Origin of the sequence: Microbacterium festucae (assembly GCF_025421715.1) — a bacterium.
Taxonomy (GTDB): Bacteria; Actinomycetota; Actinomycetes; order Actinomycetales; family Microbacteriaceae; genus Microbacterium; species Microbacterium festucae.
In genome coordinates this window covers 817,833-835,532 of sequence record NZ_JAOEFC010000001.1, presented here as the reverse complement: position 1 = coordinate 835,532, position 17,700 = coordinate 817,833, and the positions used below count along the sequence as shown (strand labels likewise).

General features: G+C 71.5%; 17 protein-coding genes. 7 read left to right on the top strand and 10 right to left on the bottom strand.

The window, feature by feature from the left end; genetic code table 11:
- Positions 1-2: 2 nt before the first annotated feature.
- On the bottom strand, positions 3-506 hold the full coding sequence (locus N3K63_RS03595) for a septum formation family protein (RefSeq protein ID WP_261578618.1): 504 nt from the start codon (positions 504-506) through the stop codon (positions 3-5).
- A 472-nt stretch (positions 507-978) separates the two neighbouring features.
- Here N3K63_RS03595 and N3K63_RS03590 point away from each other — a divergent pair, with 472 nt between their 5' ends.
- Positions 979-2,355, top strand: a complete 1,377-nt coding sequence (locus N3K63_RS03590) for an amidohydrolase family protein (RefSeq protein WP_261578617.1) — start codon at positions 979-981, stop codon at positions 2,353-2,355.
- A 65-nt stretch (positions 2,356-2,420) separates the two neighbouring features.
- Here the strand turns inward: N3K63_RS03590 and N3K63_RS03585 are convergent, their stop codons facing one another.
- From N3K63_RS03585 to N3K63_RS03560, 6 genes are all read right to left on the bottom strand, one after another.
- Entirely contained in the window at positions 2,421-3,329 is a 909-nt protein-coding gene (locus tag N3K63_RS03585) for an ABC transporter permease (RefSeq protein ID WP_261578616.1), read from the bottom strand.
- Positions 3,329-4,135 (bottom strand): ABC transporter permease, encoded by an 807-nt coding sequence (locus N3K63_RS03580; protein ID WP_261578615.1) that lies wholly within the window; start codon positions 4,133-4,135, stop codon positions 3,329-3,331. Before N3K63_RS03580 ends, N3K63_RS03585 begins: the two co-directional genes overlap by 1 nt.
- A complete protein-coding gene (locus tag N3K63_RS03575; RefSeq protein WP_261578614.1) occupies positions 4,135-4,956 on the bottom strand; it encodes an ABC transporter ATP-binding protein in 822 nt (273 codons plus the stop codon). The genes N3K63_RS03580 and N3K63_RS03575 overlap by 1 nt, the downstream gene beginning before the upstream one ends.
- 6 nt (positions 4,957-4,962) lie before the next feature.
- The gene (locus N3K63_RS03570) at positions 4,963-6,066 is read right to left on the bottom strand and encodes an ABC transporter substrate-binding protein (RefSeq protein ID WP_261578612.1); all 1,104 of its coding nucleotides are present in this window, start codon (positions 6,064-6,066) and stop codon (positions 4,963-4,965) included.
- 80 nt (positions 6,067-6,146) lie between these two features.
- The gene (locus tag N3K63_RS03565) at positions 6,147-9,011 is read right to left on the bottom strand and encodes a molybdopterin-dependent oxidoreductase (RefSeq protein WP_261578611.1); all 2,865 of its coding nucleotides are present in this window, start codon (positions 9,009-9,011) and stop codon (positions 6,147-6,149) included.
- Positions 9,008-9,844, bottom strand: coding sequence for an FAD binding domain-containing protein (locus N3K63_RS03560; protein ID WP_261578610.1), 837 nt, complete (start codon positions 9,842-9,844; stop codon positions 9,008-9,010). Before N3K63_RS03560 ends, N3K63_RS03565 begins: the two co-directional genes overlap by 4 nt.
- 120 nt (positions 9,845-9,964) lie before the next feature.
- On the opposite strand from N3K63_RS03560, the gene N3K63_RS03555 reads away from it, so the two are divergent.
- A complete protein-coding gene (locus N3K63_RS03555; RefSeq protein WP_261578609.1) occupies positions 9,965-10,963 on the top strand; it encodes an XdhC family protein in 999 nt (332 codons plus the stop codon).
- Complete coding sequence (locus N3K63_RS03550) at positions 10,963-11,511, top strand: nucleotidyltransferase family protein (RefSeq protein WP_261578608.1); 549 nt, start codon at positions 10,963-10,965, stop codon at positions 11,509-11,511. Before N3K63_RS03555 ends, N3K63_RS03550 begins: the two co-directional genes overlap by 1 nt.
- Before the next feature lie 17 nt (positions 11,512-11,528).
- On the opposite strand, the gene N3K63_RS03545 is transcribed toward N3K63_RS03550, so the two are convergent.
- On the bottom strand, positions 11,529-12,446 hold the full coding sequence (locus tag N3K63_RS03545; protein ID WP_261578607.1) for a 2-hydroxyacid dehydrogenase: 918 nt from the start codon (positions 12,444-12,446) through the stop codon (positions 11,529-11,531).
- 270 nt (positions 12,447-12,716) lie between these two features.
- On the opposite strand from N3K63_RS03545, the gene N3K63_RS03540 reads away from it, so the two are divergent.
- Positions 12,717-13,145, top strand: a complete 429-nt coding sequence (locus N3K63_RS03540; protein ID WP_261578606.1) for a DUF1761 domain-containing protein — start codon at positions 12,717-12,719, stop codon at positions 13,143-13,145.
- 26 nt (positions 13,146-13,171) lie between these two features.
- On the opposite strand, the gene purQ is transcribed toward N3K63_RS03540, so the two are convergent.
- Positions 13,172-13,879: a phosphoribosylformylglycinamidine synthase subunit PurQ gene (purQ, locus tag N3K63_RS03535; protein WP_261578605.1), complete on the bottom strand. Its 708-nt coding sequence runs from the start codon at positions 13,877-13,879 to the stop codon at positions 13,172-13,174.
- Positions 13,876-14,121 (bottom strand): phosphoribosylformylglycinamidine synthase subunit PurS, encoded by a 246-nt coding sequence (gene purS, locus N3K63_RS03530; RefSeq protein WP_261578604.1) that lies wholly within the window; start codon positions 14,119-14,121, stop codon positions 13,876-13,878. The genes purQ and purS overlap by 4 nt, the downstream gene beginning before the upstream one ends.
- A gap of 260 nt (positions 14,122-14,381) precedes the next feature.
- Here purS and N3K63_RS03525 point away from each other — a divergent pair, with 260 nt between their 5' ends.
- From N3K63_RS03525 to N3K63_RS03515, 3 genes are all read left to right on the top strand, one after another.
- Entirely contained in the window at positions 14,382-15,659 is a 1,278-nt protein-coding gene (locus N3K63_RS03525; RefSeq protein ID WP_261578603.1) for an ABC transporter substrate-binding protein, read from the top strand.
- A 90-nt stretch (positions 15,660-15,749) separates the two neighbouring features.
- Positions 15,750-16,775, top strand: a complete 1,026-nt coding sequence (locus N3K63_RS03520; RefSeq protein ID WP_261578602.1) for a carbohydrate ABC transporter permease — start codon at positions 15,750-15,752, stop codon at positions 16,773-16,775.
- Positions 16,772-17,689, top strand: coding sequence for a carbohydrate ABC transporter permease (locus N3K63_RS03515; RefSeq protein ID WP_261578601.1), 918 nt, complete (start codon positions 16,772-16,774; stop codon positions 17,687-17,689). The genes N3K63_RS03520 and N3K63_RS03515 overlap by 4 nt, the downstream gene beginning before the upstream one ends.
- Positions 17,690-17,700 lie beyond the last annotated feature (11 nt).

Below are 17,700 nucleotides of genomic sequence, written 5' to 3'. Positions count from 1 at the left end.
CGTCAGCGCGCGGCGCCGGCGAGGCTGCCGGTGGTGGGGCCCTCGGGGTCGCCGATCATGCACGAGACGAGGCGGTCGTTGCCGCTCTCCCACGACTCCTGCGTGGGCACGTAGTTGCCGAACACGAGCACCGAGTCCTCGTAGGCGAGTCCGACGAACGCGGCGAAGGCGTCGTAGCAGCCCTGGTCGGCGGCGTCGGTGACCGCCGTCGCGCCGGGGAACTCGCCGTCGTCGAGGGAGAACTCGAAGTAGACCTCGGAATCGTGCGGCTCGGAGCACGGGACGACGGGCACCTCGGTGACCTCGGCATCCGTCAGGTCGTTGAGGCAGTCGCCGACGGCCAGCGTGAAGACGTCGGTGGTGCCGCCGTCGGTGACCTCGCCGCTGTCGACGTCGCGCACCGCCTGGTCGCCGCCGCTGATGAAGCTCGAGAGGGTCGCGCACCCGCCCAGGAGCAGGGCCCCCGACAGCAGCAGGGCGGCAGGGGCGAGGCGGCGCAGACGCATGGGGGGTGCTTTCCGTCGGGATCGGCAGCGCCGACCGGGTCGTCGATCCCGAATGTAGCGTATGCGAACGCTATGCGTCCGCTGTGAGCCTCGGGCCGCGCCCCGCCCCGCCCCGCTCGCCCCCGCTGTTCACTGGCGCCCAAATGTGGCCTCGCGCGCCCCCGGGCGGCATCTGGGCGCGAGTGAACCCCAAGGCGGGGCCACCCGCGCCGAGCGCGCCCGCGCCGAGCGCAGCCGGGGCCACCCCGACCCCCGCTGTTCACTGGCGCCCAAATGTGGCCTCGCGCGGCCCGAGGCCACATCTGGGCGCGAGTGAACCCCGAGGCGGGGGCGCAGCCCGCGCCGGGGCCAGCCGCGCCGGGGCACCCGCCGCGGGGCCAGCCGCCCCGCCGGCGCCGTTAAGTCCGGGCTGAACGGTGAGCGACGCGGGAACGTGACGGGGCGGAAACATGGGCCGCATAGCCTGCGTGACATGTCGCTCCTCGTCACCCACGCGCGCCTCATCACGATCCCCGCCGGCACGGGCGATCCGGGATACATCGACGACGGCTGGATGCTGGTGGGCGACGACGGCCGCATCGCCGGGCTCGGCGCGGGTGAGCCGCCCGCCGGCACCACCGCCGACGAGACCCTCGAGGCGGCGGGCCGGTTCGTCGCGCCAGGCTTCGTGTCGAGCCACTCGCACCTGTTCACGTCGGGGCTGCGGGGCCTGGGCGTCGCCGACACCCTCTACGGCTGGTGCGACGCGATGCTCGGCACGACCCGGCACATGAGCGCCGACCAGATGTACTGGTCGACGCTGCACGGCGCGCTCGACTTCCTCTCCCACGGGGTCACGACCGCCTACAACTTCACCGACCCGCTGCAGTCGTGGGAGTCGATGGTCGACGGCAAGCGCGTCGGCGACGCGCCCCTGCGCGGGCTCGAGTACCACTTCCGTCAGGCCGAGGGCACCCGCGATGCCGGCATCCGCTTCGTCGACGCGGCCGGCATGGACGTGACCGCCGGCACCCCCGACGAGGTGTTCGCGCGCTTCGCCGCCGAGGTCGCCCACACCCGCACGTTCGACCCCGATTACGCCCTCGGCGCCTCGATCATGGGGCAGGTGCAGTGGTCGCCGCACCCCGAGGCGGCGCAGTTCGAGGTCGAGGCGATGCGCCGGTTCGGGGTGACCAACCAGGCGCACTTCCTCGAGTCGCCCGAGGCGGTGGCCCACCAGCAGTCGAAGTTCGCGCTGTACCGCGATGCGGGGGCGCTGGGCCTCGGGCTGACGTTCGGGCACTTCATCCAGACGACCCCCGAGATCATCGCGCAGGCGGTTGCCGGGGGCGCGTCGATGTCGTGGCAGCCGGCATCCAACGGCCGCCTTGCGTCGGGGGTGGCGCTCGTGCCCGAGATGCTCGAGATGGGCATGAAGGTCGGGGTGGGGCTCGACGACCAGGCCTGCACCGACGTGGCCGACCCGTGGCAGAACATGCGCATGGGCATCTACGCCCAGCGCGGGCGGCTGAAGGACCCGGCCGCGATGATGCCCGAGCTCATGCTGCGGCTGCACACCCTCGGCAGCGCCGAGATCATGGGCGTCGACGACCGCGTCGGCTCGCTGGAGGTGGGCAAGTTCGCCGACTTCGTCGTCGTCGACCCGCGGATGCCGGACGTCGGCCCGCTGTGGCATCCGGTGCGCTCGTATGTGCTGGCGATGAGCCCGCGGAACCTGCAGCAGGTCTACGTCGGCGGGCGACTCGTCGACGAGCGCGGCGTCTCGACCAACCCGCTGGCCGCGGAGGCCTCGGCCAAGCTGCACGAGCTGCCCGCGGCGCTGGTGCCGCTGCGCGGCCACCCGCACTGAGCCGCGCGCTCCGCGGAGCCACCGCACCCGCGACCGGCACCCGCGACCCGCGACCCCCGCCCCCGTCAGGCGACGGAGACCGCCATGCCCATGCGGGCGAGCACGACGTTCTCGACGATCTGCACGATGTTGTAGAGCACGAGCGTGATCACGGTGATGAGGGCGATCGCCCCCCACAGTTGCGTGAACTGCGCCTGCGCGCTGAACTTGAGGATCGCCCCGCCGATGCCGGCTCCGGTCGACAGCCACTCGGCCAGCAGGGCGCCGGTGACCGCGCTCGGCACCGACACGCGCATCGCCGCGAATACCGACGGCAGGGCGCCCGGCAGGTTGACCTTGCGCAGCGCCGTGAGGCGGCCGCCGCCGAAGACGTGCACGACGTCGAGGCTCTGACGGCTGGCGCGGCTGAGGCCGAACAGCACGTTGGCCAGCGCCGGGAAGAGCACCACGACGGTGCCGATGACGGCGACGGATGCCGTCGTGCCGCGGCCCGTGATGAGGATGATCACCGGGGCGATCGACACGAGCGGGATGGTGCGCAGCAGCAGCACGAGCGGCATCACCCCGGCCTCGATCGCCTTGGACAGGCTGAACAGCACCGCCAGCACGACGGCGACGGCCATGCCGACGACGAAGCCGATGACGGCGTCGACGAGGGTCTGGCCCAGCAGCGGGAACAGCTGGTCGCGGTGGGCGGCGGCATCCTCGTCGGCGAACAGGAACGTCCACACGTCGAGCGGGCCCTTGGCCACGTACGGCGAGATGCCGGTGAAGCTGACCACGGCCTGCCACAGCACGATGAGCACCACGAACGTGATGAGGGCGTTGCCGAGCGACCTTCCGAACGAGCGGAGCACCGCGCGGCGGCGGTCGGCGCGCAGCCGGGCGAGGGCGGTCGCGTCGGCGGCGAGATCGATCTGCGCGGTCGGGTGCGCCGGCCGGCGCACCGCGTCGATGGTGTCGTTGTCGGCCATCACACGGCCTTCCCCGCCACCCAGGGCGTGACGAGACGGATGAGCAGGCCCACGAGGCCGTAGGCGACGAGCGCCACGACGGCGCACAGCAGGAACACCGACCAGACGCCGGCCGAGTCGAGCTGACCCTGCAGGCGGATGAGGGTGGGCCCGACCCCCGCGGTGATCGCGCCGAGGTACTCGCCGAGCACGGCGCCGAGGAAGGCGGTGGGCACGGCGATCTGCAGGGCGTTGAGAATGGCGGGCAGTGCCGCGATGAGGCGCACCTTGCGCAGCTGCGTCCAGCGCCCGCCGCCGTACACGTGCACGACGTCGAGGGCGGAGCGGTCGGCGGCGGTGAAGCCGAGGATCGAGCCGACCACGGTGGTGAACACGCACACCAGCGCGGCGAGGAAGATGGCGGTCGCCGACGGGTCGCCGGGGCTCTTGGCCCCGCCGACGACGACGATCGAGATGCCGCCGACGGCGACGATCGGCAGGCAGTAGCTCACCACGGCGATCTGGGTGATGACCGTCTCGGTGCGGGGGAACAGCAGCACGACCGTCGCCAGCAGCAGGGCGATGCCGTTGCCCCACACGTAGCCGATGCCGGCGGCGGCCAGGGTGGGCGCGAACACGTTCCAGGCGCCGGCGATGTTGCCCTGCAGGAACAGCCAGTCGAACACCGCCAGCGGCGAGGGGACGGGGGTGAAGGTCGTGCCCTCCTGCGGCGGGAAGGCGGTCATCGAGAAGATCCACCACACCACCACAAGGGCGACGCCGCCGAGGATGCCGGCCAGCCAGCCGGGAACGCGTGTGCGGGTCATCACGCCTCGGCTTCTGCCCGTCCGTCCGAGCCGAACAGCAGCTCGGAGGCCTGGTCGACGTAGGCGTGGAACTCGGGCGTGCGCATGATGTCGGGGGTGCGCGGGCGCGGCAGGTCGATCTCGATGATCTGCTTGACCCGGCCCGGACGCGGCGACATCACCGCGACGCGGTCGGCGAGGAAGATCGCCTCGCTGATGCCGTGCGTGACCAGCAGGGTCGTGGCGGGCTTCTCGGTCCAGATGCGCAGCAGCTCGAGGTTGAGGTTCTGCCGCGTCATGTCGTCGAGCGCGCCGAACGGCTCGTCGAGCAGCAGCACCGAGGGCTTGAGCACGAGGGCGCGGGCGATCGAGGCGCGCTGGCGCATGCCGCCCGACAGCTGGGCGGGCTTGGCGCCGGCGAAGTCCTTCAGCCCGACCAGCGAGATGAGCTCGTCGACGTAGGCCTTGTCGACGGGCCTGCCGGCCACCTCGAAGGGCAGCTCGATGTTGCCGCGCACGGTGCGCCAGGGCAGCAGCGCGTGGTCCTGGAAGGCGATCCCCAGCTCGCTCTTGGCGCGCAGCTGGTCGGGGGTCTCGCCGTCGACCAGCGCGACGCCGGCCGAGGGGTGCTCGAGCGAGGCGAGGATGCGCAGGATGGTCGACTTGCCGCAGCCCGACGGGCCGAGCAGGGCCAGGAACGACCCCTTCTCGGTGTGCAGGTCGGTGTCCTGCAGGGCGGTGAGGGTCTTCCCGCCGCGCAGCGAGAAGGTCTTGGTGAGTCCGGTGATGTGGATGCCGGTGCCCGTGCGGGCACCGGCATCCGTGTTCGTCAGGTTCGACATGATCCCTTAGGGCAGGTAGGACACCAGGTCGGGGTTCTCGGCGTAGATCTCGTCGATGATCGTCGTGTCGAACAGCTGGTCGGCCTCGAGGTCCCAGCCCGACGCGGCCAGCGACGCGAGGGTCTGCGTCTTCAGGTCGTCGGAGATGGTGAACAGGCCGTTGGCCTCGGTCTCCTCGGTGGAGATGAGCTTGGCCTGGGCTTCCAGACCGGCCTTGACCTTGGCGGGGTCGAGGTCGCCGAAGGTCAGGTCGCCCGCGGCGGCCGACTCGTTGTAGTGCTCGGTGACCTTGGTGACGGTGTCGTCGAGGGGCTCGGTGAAGGTCTTCGCCCAGCCCTTGATCTCGGCGATGAGGAACGCCTTCAGCAGCTCCTTGTTCTCGGCGAGGTACTGGTCGGTCACCGAGAAGGTCTCGGCCACGTACGGCAGGCCGTTCTCGGCGTAGGCGAGGTTGGTCACCTCGTAGCCGGCCATCTCGACGGTGATCGCCTCGTTGGTGAGGTAGGCCATGAAGCCGTCGACCTCGCCGTTGATGAGCGGGGTCGGGTCGAAGTCGACCGGCACCACGGTGACCTCGCTGGGGTCGATGCCGTTGGCGTTGAGAAGTGCGGCGAACACCGACGCGTTGGAGTCCTGCACGCCGATCTTCTTGCCCTTGAGGTCGTCGGGGGTGGCGATGTCGCCGCCGTCCTTCAGCGAGAGGATCGTGAACGGGTTCTTCTGGAACGTGGCGCCGATGATCTTCAGCGGCGCGTCCTGCTCGGCCACGGCGGCGCCGACGGATGCCGCGTCGCTGAGCGCGACCTGCACCGAGCCGGACAGGAGCTTGGCCACACCGGTGTCGGGGCCGGCGATGCCGGTGACGGTGCCGAAGCCGGCCTCGTCGTAGTAGCCCTCGTCGTAGGCGTAGAACTCGCCGGCGAACTCCTCGTTCTTGATCCACGAGTACTGCACGCTGATGTCGCCGTACGAGGCGCCTTCGGCCTCGCCCGAGCCGGATGCGGCGGGGGTGGACGAGCCGGAAGCGCAGGCGCTGAAGGCCAGGGTGGCGGCGGCGACGATGGCCAGGACGGCCGCGCCGCGACGGCGGGTGCTGCGGGGTGTGTGCATCGGGTCTCCTCAGATGTGCGCAGGGCGCGCGGGTGCTGTGAGGCGACGCTAACGGTCTTAAGTTTCCGGTTAAGGCCCGGTCATGTTTCGGTGTTGTGACGGGTCAGCCGCCACACCCGATCCCGCGAGAACGGCTGCACGAACGGCCGCTGTCCGAGGGCGCGGGCGATCGCGTTGCCGATGGCGGGGGCCACCGGGTTGTAGGGCGATTCGCTCATCGACTTCGCGCCGAAGGGGCCGAGGTCGTCGGAGGTGTCGGCGAAGAGCACCTCGGTGTCGGGGATGTCGGCGGACTGCGGCACGCGGTAGAGCCGGAAGACCGGCGTGGTCACCCGGCCCGCCTCCACCATCACCTCTTCGTACAGTGCGCTGCCGACGGCCTGGGCGACGCCGCCTTCGATCTGGCCGCGGCACTGGGCGGGGTTCATGACGAAGCCGGCATCGGCCGCCTGCACCGACTTCAGGATGCGCACGGTGCCGGTGGCCGGCTCCACCGCCACCCGCACCGCGTGCACGTTGAAGGCGAGCGAGCGCTGCGCGCCCAGCTCGCTGCCGTCGGCGGTCAGCTCGCCGTCGGCGGTCAGCGCGGCGAAGCCGACCGCGCCGGCGGGGGTGACCACGCCGTCCTCGTGCAGCACGGCCGCCGCCGGGTCGGTGCCGGTCAGGGCCGCGGCGCGCTCCCGCATCCGCGCGGCCAGGCTCAGGCAGGCCGCGTGCAGCGCCTTGCCGGCCACCGTGATCCCCGCCGAGGCGAACGCGCCGGTGTCGTGGGTGACGGCATCCGTGTCGGCGTGCCACAGCTCGAGGCGCTCGAACGGCGCCGACAGGTCGGTCGCGGCGATCTGGCGCAGCACGGTGGTGGTGCCGTTGCCGAACTCGGCGGTGCCGGCCCGCAGCAGGTAGGTGCCGTCGGCGCGCAGGGTGGCGGTGGTGTGGGCGATGTGGCCGAACGGAGCCATCGTGGCGATCATCGCCGCCGCCATCCCCTCGCCCACCGCCCAGCCATCGGGGGCGGGGTCGCCGTCGCCGCGGGCCAGCGCCGCCTGCGCGAGGTCGAGGCACTGGTCGAGCCCGTAGCTGCCCCAGACGAGGTCGTCCTCGAACGGATCGGCATCCGGATGCAGCGGGTCGCCCTTGCGCACCGCGTTGCGGCGGCGCAGCTCGAAGGGGTCGATGCCGAGGCGCTCGGCGAGCATGTCCATGGCCGATTCGACCCCCAGGATCACCTGCCCGAGCCCGTAGCCGCGGAAGGCCCCCGAGGGCACGTTGTTGGTGTAGACGACCTCGGCGTCGAGCTGCTTGGCCGGCACCCGGTAAATCGTGGTCGACTCGGCGAGGGAGTGGAACATGACCCCGCGGGAGTGGTTGCCGTAGGCGCCGGTGTCGCTGAGAAGGTCGACGCGCATCGCGGTGAGCACGCCGTCGGCGTCGGCGCCGAGGTCGACGGCCACGCGCATCGGATGCCGCAGCGCCGCCCGCTGGAACTCGTCGGCGCGCGAGAACTCGTAGGCGACCGGGCGCCCGGTGCGCAGCACCGCGAGGGCGACGAGGTCTTCGGTGAAGATCTCCTGCTTGCCGCCGAACCCGCCGCCCAGCCGCGCCGCGTGCACCCGCACGCGGTCGCGGTCGAGGTCGAAGATGCGCGCGATCTCGTCGCGGGCGAGGAAGGGCACCTGCGTCGACGAGCGCAGCACGAGCCGTCCCTCGTCGTCGAGCCACCCGAGCGCACCGTGCGTCTCGAGCTGCGCGTGGGTGACCCGGGAGGTCTGCCAGGTGCCCGACACCGTCACCGCCGCGGCGGCCAGCGCCGCCGCCACGTCGCCGTGACGCTCGTGCAGGGCGGCGACCACGTTGCGGTGCGCCTGGTCGACGCGGTCGGCGGGGGTGCGCTCGGGGTGCAGCAGCGGGGCGCCGGGGGCGCGCGCCTCGTCGGGGTCGAAGACGGCCGGCAGCACCTCGTAGTCGACGCGCACGGCCCGCACCGCCGCGTCGGCGGCCTCGGCGGTCTCGGCGACGACCGCGGCCACCCGCTGCCCGATGTGACGCACCACGTCATCGAGCAGGCGCGTGTCGTCGGGGTCGTCTTCGCGGTGCTCGTGCCGCGCGGTCGAGTAGCGCCCGGCCGGGGCGTCGAGGTGTGTGAAGACCGCGACGACACCGGGCAGCGCCGCGGCGGCATCCGTGTGGATCGCGCGGATGCGCGCGTGCGCGTGGGGGCTGGCGACCACCCGCAGCACGAGGGCGCCCTGCGCGGGGTGGCCCGGGGGCAGGTCGAACGTGAACGGCTCGCGGCCCTGCACGATGCGCTCCGCCGCCTCCGGCACCACCGACCTCCCCACCCCCTCCCCGCCGTCTTCCTCCCCGGTCGTTGAGCGAGCGCAGCGAGTCGAAACGCCCCCCGCGCCCCCGGTCGTTGAGCGAGCGCCTTCCTCCCCGGTCGTTGAGCGAGCGCAGCGAGTCGAAACGCCCCCCGCCCCCGCACCCGCCCCCGCACCCCCGGTCTCGCGCACCGCACCGAGCACGGCGCGGCCGATGGCCTCGCGGATCGGGCGGTAGCCGGTGCAGCGGCAGAGGTTGCCCTTCAGGTGCCGGTCGAGGTCGTCGAGGTCGTCGGGGGTGAAGGTCGAGGCGGTGACGCTCATGCCGGGGGAGCAGAACCCGCACTGGAAGCCGAACCCTTCGGCGAGCTCGCGCTGCACCGCGTGCAGTTCGTCGGCGGGGGCGAGTCCGGCGGCGGTGGTGACCTCGGCGCCGTCGACGCGCATCGCGGGGATGAGGCACGAGTGCACCGGCTGCCCGTCCAGCAGCACGGTGCATGCGCCGCAGTCGCCGGCGTCGCAGCCCTTCTTGACGGTGGTGTGGCCGGTCTCGCGCAGCAGGGTGCGCAGGCACTGGCCGGGGCGGGGGTCGGCGACCACGGTCGCTCCGTCGACGTGCAGCCTCATGCCGCCAGCTCCGTGCGGATGCGGGTGGCGAGCTCGACGCTGACCGCGCGGCGCCAGTCGGCCGCGCCCAGCGGGTCGCTGTAGTACCCGGATGCTGTCCCCACCGCGTGCGCGAGCGCGACGGCATCCGGCAGTGCGGAGAAGCGCAGCACCGTCGGGGTGAGGGTGGCGGCGGTGACGGTGAACACGCTCTGCCCGTCGGGGTCGACGCGGCCGGTCACCACGGCGCCCGAGCGGCCGTGCTCGGCGAGGGCGATCTTGTGCAGGCGCGCGCGTGAGCGCAGCGCCGATGCCGGCAGCCACAGCGCCCGCAGCACCTCGCCGGGGGCGAGGGCGTTGGTGCCGTTGCCGGTGATGAGCGCGGCCACGGGCAGGCGTCGGGCGCCGCCGTCCGGCATCCAGATCTCCGCCTCGCCGTCGAGGGCGACGCACAGCGACACGAGCGCGCCGGCGGCGAACGAGCGGCACACGTTGCCGCCGACGGTCGCGGTGTTCCAGATCTTGAACGAGGCCAGCAGGGCCGATGCCGCGGCGGGGATGAGCGCGACGGCGGGCCAGGCCGAGGGCGGCGGGGCGGGGGAACCGGCGTCGGGGGCGGACTCCGCCCAGCGCACGAGGGTCGCGATGGTGCAGGTGGCGGCGATGCGCAGGCCCTCGGGGCGGGGCTCGAGGTCGGGCCAGCCCATCGCGGTGATGTCGACGAAGCCGGTGGTGCCCGGCTGCGGCTCGCTCATGAGCCACGTGCCGCCGGCGAGGATCGTCTCGCCGGGCGCGAGCGCGAGCTCGGTGCGCGTGGTCGCGCGGCGGTATCGCTGCACGCTGGTGATGTCCATCAGGCCTCCCGGGTGCGACGAGTGAAACAGAGGCCCGTTTCGACCGTGTTTCACGGGCCGGTCCACCGGCCGCAACAGCCCCGCAACACGCGCGGCCTACCGTGGCGGCAGGAGGTGGACATGCGCGAGATCCTGCCGATCGCGGCCGCGTGGCTGCGGGACGGCCGTGACGTCGCCGTGGCGACGGTCGTCGGCATCGCCGGCAGCGCGCCGCGCGAGGTCGGGGCGTCGATGGCCGTGTCCGATCGCGGTAAGGCGGTGGGCAACGTCTCGGGCGGCTGCGTCGAGGGCAGCGTGTACGAGCGGTGCCGCGACGCGCTGGCATCCGGCGCGCCCTCGCTCGAGCGCTTCGGCTATGCCGACGCCGAGGGCCTGGCCGTGGGCCTCACCTGCGGGGGCGCGGTCGAGGTGCTCGTGCGCCCGGTGCGCGCCGGCAGTGCCGCGGCGGCCGACCTGCTGCTGCTGGCCGCCCGCGAACGGTCGGGTGTGCCGACCCGCTTCGCCCTGTCGACCGGCGCCGACCTCGGCCGCGGGTGGATGCTGGCCGCCCACGAGGCCCCGCCGCACGGTGCGCTGGCGCTCGACTTCGGGTCGCCGGCGCGACTGGTGATCGTCGGCGCCGTCGAGTTCGCGGTGTCGCTGGCGCGGCTGGGCGCGGCGATGGGCATGCGGGTGACGGTCGTCGACCCGCGCGACGTGTTCGCGACCGCGGCCCGTTTCCCCGAGGCGCAGGTCGTCGTCGACTGGCCCGACCGCTGGCTGAGCGGGCAGAGCCTCGATGCGCGCACCGCCGTGTGCGTGCTCAGCCACGATCCGCGTTTCGACGTGCCCGCGCTGCGGGTGGCGCTGGCCTCGCCCGCCGGATACGTCGGGGCCATGGGCAGCCGGGTCACCCACGACGACCGGCTGTCGCGGCTGCGTGCCGCCGGCGTTGCGCCCGGGCAGCTCGACCGCCTGCGCTCGCCGATCGGACTCGACCTCGGCGGCCGCACCCCCGACGAGACGGCGCTGTCGATCCTCGCCGAGATCGTCGCCGACCGGCACGGCGCGACCGGCCGCCGGCTGTCGCAGCTGAGCGGGGCGGTGCACGCCCCGGCATCCGCGGTCGTGCCGGGCTGATGGGCTGCTGCGGCGTCGTGCTGGCCGCCGGGGCCGGCACGAGGTTCGGCGGTCCGAAGGCGCGCGCCCGTGATGCCGACGGCACCCCGTGGCTCGCGCGCACCGTGCAGACGCTCCGCGAGGCCGGATGCGATCCCGTGCTGGTGACCCTCGGCGCCGCGCCCGACGCGGCCGGGCTGCTGCCCGCCGGGGTCGTGGTCGTGCCGGTGCCCGGGTGGGAGGAGGGCCTGTCGGCGTCGCTGCGGGCCGCGCTGTCGGCCGCGGCCGGCACCGATGCCGATGCCGCGGTGGTCGTGCCGGTGGACATGCCCGCACTGCCGGCATCCGCGGTGCAGCGCCTCGTGGCGCGCACCGCGCCCGACGCGCTGGCCCGCGCGACCTACGGCGGCGAGCCCGGGCACCCCGCCCTGATCGGCCGCGCGCACTGGGCCGCCGTCGCGGCATCCGTCGCGGGCGACCGCGGAGCCGCCCCGTATCTCGCCGCGCACGCCGCTGCCCCTGTGCCCTGCGACGACCTCTGGTCGGGCGCCGACGTCGACCGCCGCTGACGCCCCCCGCGGCGAGGTCAGGTGCGCAGGACGATGTTCTCGGGGGTCTCGCCGGCGAGCAGGTGGCCGATCTGGCGCGACACGAGCGCCGCGATGCGCGGGCGCATGGCCGACGAGTTGCCGCCGAGGTGCGGCACGATGAGCACCCCGTCGAGGTCCCACAGCGGGTGGTCGGCGGGCAGCGGCTCGGGGTCGGTCACATCGAGCGCGGCACGGATGCGCCCCCGCTGCACGTGTGCGACGAGCGCGTCGGTGTCGATCAGCGGCCCCCGCCCGACGTTGACGATCAGCGCCCCGTCGGGCAGCGCCGCCAGCTCGGCCTCGCCGATGATGTGCCGCGTGGCATCCCCGCCGGGAAGGGTGAGGATCACGATCTCGGCCGACGGCAGCAGGGATGCCAGTTCGTCGACGCCGTGCACCTGCACGCCATCTTCGACGCGGGCGCGCGAGGCCACCGGCACGATGTCGACCTCGAAGGGCCGCAGCCGTGCGGCGACGGCCTTGCCCACCCCGCCGTAGCCCAGCAGCAGCACGCGCCGGTCGGCGAGGCTCTGCGCGTACGCGCCCTCCCACCGGTGCTCGAGCTGGTTGCGCACCGACTGCGGGATGAGTCGCTGCGCCGACAGGGTCAGCGCGAGCGCCAGCTCCGAGGTCGAGGTCTCGTGCACGGTCGCGGCGTTGGCGAACACGACCCCGGGCGGCAGCATCCGGTCGACGCCCTCGTATCCGATCGACTGCCCCTGCACGAGCCCGACCTCGATCTCGGCCAGTCGCGGCAGCGTCGTGCCCTGCGACATGTACGGCGGCACGACGATGTCGATGCGCGCACGCGGCGCGGGCCCCGACATGTCCCACACGAGCACCTCGACGCCGTCGGGCGCGGGGGAGAGGTCGGCGGCGAGTTCGGCGGAGGGCACGGTGACGACGAGGCTCATCCTTCGACGCTACCTGTCCCGCGCGGCGGGCGGCGCGGCGGGGCGGGGCGGCGCGGCGGGGCGGGGCAGCGGGCGGCGCGGCGCGGCGGGGCCGCGGCCCTCGGCATCCGTCCCCCGCACCGAACTCGGAGGTCGGCACCCGATTCGGATGCTTTCGCCGCGATCCTCCGATATGGGCGCCATGCTCCGAATCGGGTGCCCACCCCACCCACCCCGCCCCATCCCCACCGAACGGATGCCGGGGCGCTACGCTCGGCCTCGGAGGTGCCCATGATTCCCGAGATCAACTACTGGGCCGTGCTCATCGCGACCGTGCTGGCGATGGGCGTCGGCGCGCTCTGGTACTCGAAGGCGCTGTTCGTCGACCGCTGGCAGCGGCTGGCGCGCATCGAGCCGCGCGAGAACCCGAGCATCGCGATCCCGATGCTCGTGGCGTTGGCCGTCACGTTCCTCACCGCGTGGGTGCTGGCCGGGTCGGTGGCGATCGCGTGGCACTTCTACGGCGGCGGCTATCTGGGCGCGGCGCTCGTGACGGGCCTCACGCTGTGGGCCGGCTTCACCGCGGCGCGCGTCATCACGCACGACGTGTTCGAGGGGCGCCCGTCGCAGCTGACGGTGCTCACCATCGGTCAGGAGCTCGTGTCGGTGATCGTGATGTCACTGGTCATCGGGCTCTGGCCGCCGGCCGGCACCGTCTGACGACACGCACCGCCCCGCGAGGCGGGTCAGGCGGCGGATGCCACGACGGCGGCGACCGCCGAGGTGAAGAAGGTGAGTCCGTCGACGCCGGAGCGCATGGCGTCGGCGGTGTCGGGGCCGAAGCCCGGCTCGACGGCGTGCTCGGGGTGCGGCATGAGGCCGACCACGTTGCCGCGCTCGTTGGCGACGCCGGCGATGTCGTCGAGCGAGCCGTTCGGGTTGACGCCGACGTAGCGGAACGCCACCAGGCCGTCGCCCTCGATGCGGGCCAGGGTCTCGGCCGAGCAGATGTAGCCGCCGTCACCGTTCTTCAACGGGATGGTGATCTCCTGCCCGGTCTCGAAGCCGCTCGTCCACGCCGTCGACGCGTTCTCGACCCGCAGGCGCTGGTCGCGGCGGATGAACTGCTGGTGGGCGTTGCGGATGAGGCCGCCGGGCAGCAGGTGCGCCTCGACGAGCATCTGGAAGCCGTTGCAGATGCCGAGCACAGGCATGCCGGCCGCCGCGGCGTCTTTGACCTCGGCCATAATCGGCGAGTGCGCGGCGATCGCGCCGGCGCGCAGGTAGTCGCCGTAGCTGAAGCCTCCCGGCAGCACGAGGGCGTCGACGCCCTCGAGGTCGTGCGCGCCGTGCCACAGGGCCACCGGCTCGGCGCCGGCGAAGCGGATCGCGCGCTGCGCGTCGACGTCGTCGAGCGAGCCGGGGAAGGTGATGACCCCGACGCGGACGGTCACTCGACGACCTCGATGCCCACGACGTCCTCGATGACCGAGTTCGACAGGATCTCGTCGGCGATCTTCGTGACGGCGGCGAGGGTCGCCTCGTCGGCGACGTCGACGGTCAGCTCGAAGCGCTTGCCGATGCGCACCCCCGAGATGCCTTCGTGGCCGAGACGCGAGAGGGCGCCGGCGACGGCCTTCCCCTGCGGGTCCAGCAGCTCGGCCTTGGGCATGACGTCGACGACGATGGTGGGCATTCGAGGCTCCGAAAAGTCGCGGGAAGGGATGCGCCCCCAGTCTACGGGTGCCGCCCGCACCTGCCCGCCCGGATGCCCGCACCGGCGGCATCCGAGGGTCGTCACGCTGTCGTGATCGAATCGTGACCCGTCCATGGGAGCGCTCCCTTGCAGTCGTGGGAGCGATCCCATATGGTGACATCTGTCCGGTGAGAGCGCTCCCACCACGTCGGGAATCTGCCGGGCGAGTTCTGCACCCACACACCACAAAGGAGTGACACGTGAATACACGCGCACTGCGACGGATCGGCCTCGTGGCCGGTGTCGCGACAACCACAGCGATCGTGCTCGCCGGATGCGCCGGCAGCGCGGACTCCGGGTCCACCGGCAGCGCCGACGGCGAGAAGATCACGCTGACGGTGGCCACGTTCAACAACTTCGGCTACACGGACGAGTTCCTGCAGAAGTACGAGGACGAGCACCCGAACATCACGATCGTCCACAACAAGGCAGCCGAGTCCGGCGACGCGCGCAAGAACTTCTTCCAGAAGCTGGGCAAGGACGGTCTCGCCGACATCGAGGCGGTGGAAGTGGACTGGCTGGCCGAGGCGCTCCAGTACTCCGACCTCCTCGCGCCGGTCCCCGACGACCTGAAGGGTCGCTGGCTGGACTGGAAGGAGAAGGCGGCGACGGACGCCGACGGCAACCTCATCGGCTACGGCACTGACATCGGACCGCAGGCGATCTGCTACCGCAGCGAGCTGTTCGCCGCGGCGGGACTGCCCACCGAGCCCGCCGACGTCGAGACGCTGTTCAACGGCGACTGGGACAACTACTTCTCGGTGGCCGACAAGTACAAGGCGGCGACGGGGAAGGCGATGATCGACTCCGCCAACTCGGTGCTCCAGGGCATCGTGAACCAGATGGAGTACACCTACGACGAGCCTGACGGCACCGTCATCGCGACGAGCAACCCCGAGGTCGAGAAGGCGTACAAGGACGTCGTCGAGCGTGCCGTCCCGAACTCGGCGTACTCCGCGCAGTGGGGCGACGACTGGATCGCCGCGTTCCAGTCCGACGAGTTCGCCACGGTGCTGTGCCCCGGGTGGATGCAGGGCATCATCGCGGGCTACGCCCCCGAGGTCAGCGATTGGAAGATCGCCAACGTCTTCCCCAACGGCGGCGGCAACTGGGGCGGTTCGTACCTGACCGTCCCCGCCAACGGCAAGCACGTCAAGGAAGCCCAGGAGCTGGCCGCGTGGCTGTCCGCGCCGGAGCAGCAGGTGGAGGCCTTCGTCAACGTCGGTGCGTTCCCCAGCCAGAAGGACGCGTACACCAACGACGATCTGACCGGCTTCGTCAACGACTACTTCGGCGGGGCCAAGACCGGTGAGATCGGTGCCGACCGCGCCGAGGCCGTGACCGTGCTGCCGTACAAGAGCGCGGACTACTACAAGTACCACGATGCGCTCCAGAACGCAGTCAACCGCGTCTTCGACGGAACCGAAGACGAGTCGACCGCTTGGAACACCTACGTCACCGAGGTCGAAGCGTTCTGACCTCGTGATCTGAAGTGCCGGCCGCGCTGCGCAGCGGCGTGGCCGGCACTTCTCTTTCACTGACCTCTTCACCTGCCGACGGAGCCACACGTGACCGCGACCGAAACCCGCGCCCGGACGACACCGGACCCGCGCCCCACCGCCAAGCCTCCGAAGCAGGCAATACCGTTCCGTCAGCGACTGAGCAGGTGGGACCTGAAGGTCTCGCCCTATCTGTACATCTCGCCGTTCTTCATCTTGTTCGCGATCGTGGGCCTCTTCCCGATCGTGTTCACGGCGGTGATCTCGTTCCAGGAATGGGATCTCATCCGCAACGCCGGCACCTTCGTCGGGTTCGACCAGTACGCCTGGATCCTGAACGACCCGAAATTCTGGGCGGCGCTGCGCAACACGTTCAGCATCTTCGTGTTGTCGACGGTCCCCCAGCTCATCCTCGCGATCTTCATCGCCGCCATGCTGGACCGCAACATCCGGGCCAAGACTTTCTGGCGGATGAGTGTCCTGCTCCCCTACGTGATGGCACCGGTGGCCGTGGCCCTCATCTTCAGCAACATGTTCGGTGATGTCCACGGACTGGTCAACAACACGCTCATCAACTTCGGCCTCGACCCGATCCCGTGGCACAAGGATCCGTTCTGGAGTCACATCGCGATCGCGACCATGGTGAACTTCCGATGGACGGGCTACAACGCGCTCATCCTCCTCGCCGCGATGCAGGCGGTCCCACGCGAGTATTACGAGGCCGCCACCGTGGACGGCGCCGGCGCCTTCCGTCAGTTCACGAGCATCACCCTCCCGTCGCTGCGGCCCACGCTCATCTTCGTCATCATCACCTCGACGATCGGCGGCCTGCAGATCTTCGACGAGCCCCGCATGTTCGACAACACCGGCGAAGGCGGCCCTGCGCAGCAGTGGCTGACGATCACCCTGTACCTGTACAACATCGGCTGGGGACAGTTCAACTTCGGCCGCGCCGCCGCGCTGGCGTGGATCTTGTTCATCATCATCGTCGTCATCGGCGTGATCAACCTGCTCATCACTCGTCGCCTCGTGCGCGACGAGGGTGGGCGCGGGGTGAAATCACCCCGCCGTGCACGGAAGGGCGTCCAGCGATGACCGCGATCAACGAGCCTCCCCTCGCCATCGTCGAAGAGAACATCCCGCGCGCGGCCGATCGTCGTCGCAACGCGCGCACGACGCGGATCAAGGGCGTGCGCGCGGGCTTCTGGGTCTATGTGGGGCTCGGTGTGGTCGCCGTGTCGGCGATCTTCCCCTATTACTGGTCGTTCCTGATCGGCTCGGGAGACAAGTCGACGATCAATGATCCCGACATGTCGTGGCTGCCGGGCGGGAACTTCATCCCCAACGCCCTCTCGGTCATGAACGACCCAGCCGTCAACTTCTGGCTGGCGCTGTGGAACTCCATCTTCAGCTCGACGATCATCGCAGCATCCGTCGTCATCTTCTCCACCCTCGCGGGGTGGGCCTTCGCGAAGCTCAAGTTCCGCGGCGGCAAATGGCTGCTCGCGTTCGTCGTGGCGACGATGGCCGTCCCCATGCAGCTGGGTGTCGTGCCGCTGTACATCCTGTTCGCCGACCTCGGCTGGACGGGGAACATCGGCGCCGTCATCATTCCTGCTCTCACCAGCGCCTTCGGTGTCTTCTGGATGACGCAGTACATCGGTCAGACCGTTCCCGACGAGCTCATCGAAGCAGCGCGCGTCGACGGCGCGTCGCAGATCCGAACCTTCTGGACCGTCGGCGTGGTGGCGGCGCGACCGGCGGCCGCCATGCTCTTCCTCTTCACGTTCGTCGGCGCCTGGAACCAGTTCTTCTGGCCGTTCATCGTGCTCGATCGCCAGAGCCCCACGCTCCCGGTGGCGCTCTCGCTCCTGCAGGCGAACTACTTCGTCGACTACTCGATCGTGCTGGCGGGTGTGCTGCTGGCCACGATCCCGCTCATCCTGCTCTTCGTCCTCGCGGGCAAGCAGTTGGTCAGCGGCATCATGGCGGGCGCAGTCAAGGGATGATGGTGTCACTG

Excerpts from the sequence above, each read along its gene's own strand:
- N3K63_RS03595 (WP_261578618.1), bottom strand. The coding sequence starts at position 506 with ATGCGTCTGCGCCGCCTCGCCCCTGCCGCCCTGCTGCTGTCGGGGGCC.
- N3K63_RS03590 (WP_261578617.1), top strand. The coding sequence starts at position 979 with ATGTCGCTCCTCGTCACCCACGCGCGCCTCATCACGATCCCCGCCGGC.
- N3K63_RS03585 (WP_261578616.1), bottom strand. The coding sequence starts at position 3,329 with ATGGCCGACAACGACACCATCGACGCGGTGCGCCGGCCGGCGCACCCG.
- N3K63_RS03580 (WP_261578615.1), bottom strand. The coding sequence starts at position 4,135 with ATGACCCGCACACGCGTTCCCGGCTGGCTGGCCGGCATCCTCGGCGGC.
- N3K63_RS03575 (WP_261578614.1), bottom strand. The coding sequence starts at position 4,956 with ATGTCGAACCTGACGAACACGGATGCCGGTGCCCGCACGGGCACCGGC.
- N3K63_RS03570 (WP_261578612.1), bottom strand. The coding sequence starts at position 6,066 with ATGCACACACCCCGCAGCACCCGCCGTCGCGGCGCGGCCGTCCTGGCC.
- N3K63_RS03565 (WP_261578611.1), bottom strand. The coding sequence starts at position 9,011 with ATGAGGCTGCACGTCGACGGAGCGACCGTGGTCGCCGACCCCCGCCCC.
- N3K63_RS03560 (WP_261578610.1), bottom strand. The coding sequence starts at position 9,844 with ATGGACATCACCAGCGTGCAGCGATACCGCCGCGCGACCACGCGCACC.
- N3K63_RS03555 (WP_261578609.1), top strand. The coding sequence starts at position 9,965 with ATGCGCGAGATCCTGCCGATCGCGGCCGCGTGGCTGCGGGACGGCCGT.
- N3K63_RS03550 (WP_261578608.1), top strand. The coding sequence starts at position 10,963 with ATGGGCTGCTGCGGCGTCGTGCTGGCCGCCGGGGCCGGCACGAGGTTC.
- N3K63_RS03545 (WP_261578607.1), bottom strand. The coding sequence starts at position 12,446 with ATGAGCCTCGTCGTCACCGTGCCCTCCGCCGAACTCGCCGCCGACCTC.
- N3K63_RS03540 (WP_261578606.1), top strand. The coding sequence starts at position 12,717 with ATGATTCCCGAGATCAACTACTGGGCCGTGCTCATCGCGACCGTGCTG.
- purS (WP_261578604.1), bottom strand. The coding sequence starts at position 14,121 with ATGCCCACCATCGTCGTCGACGTCATGCCCAAGGCCGAGCTGCTGGAC.
- N3K63_RS03515 (WP_261578601.1), top strand. The coding sequence starts at position 16,772 with ATGACCGCGATCAACGAGCCTCCCCTCGCCATCGTCGAAGAGAACATC.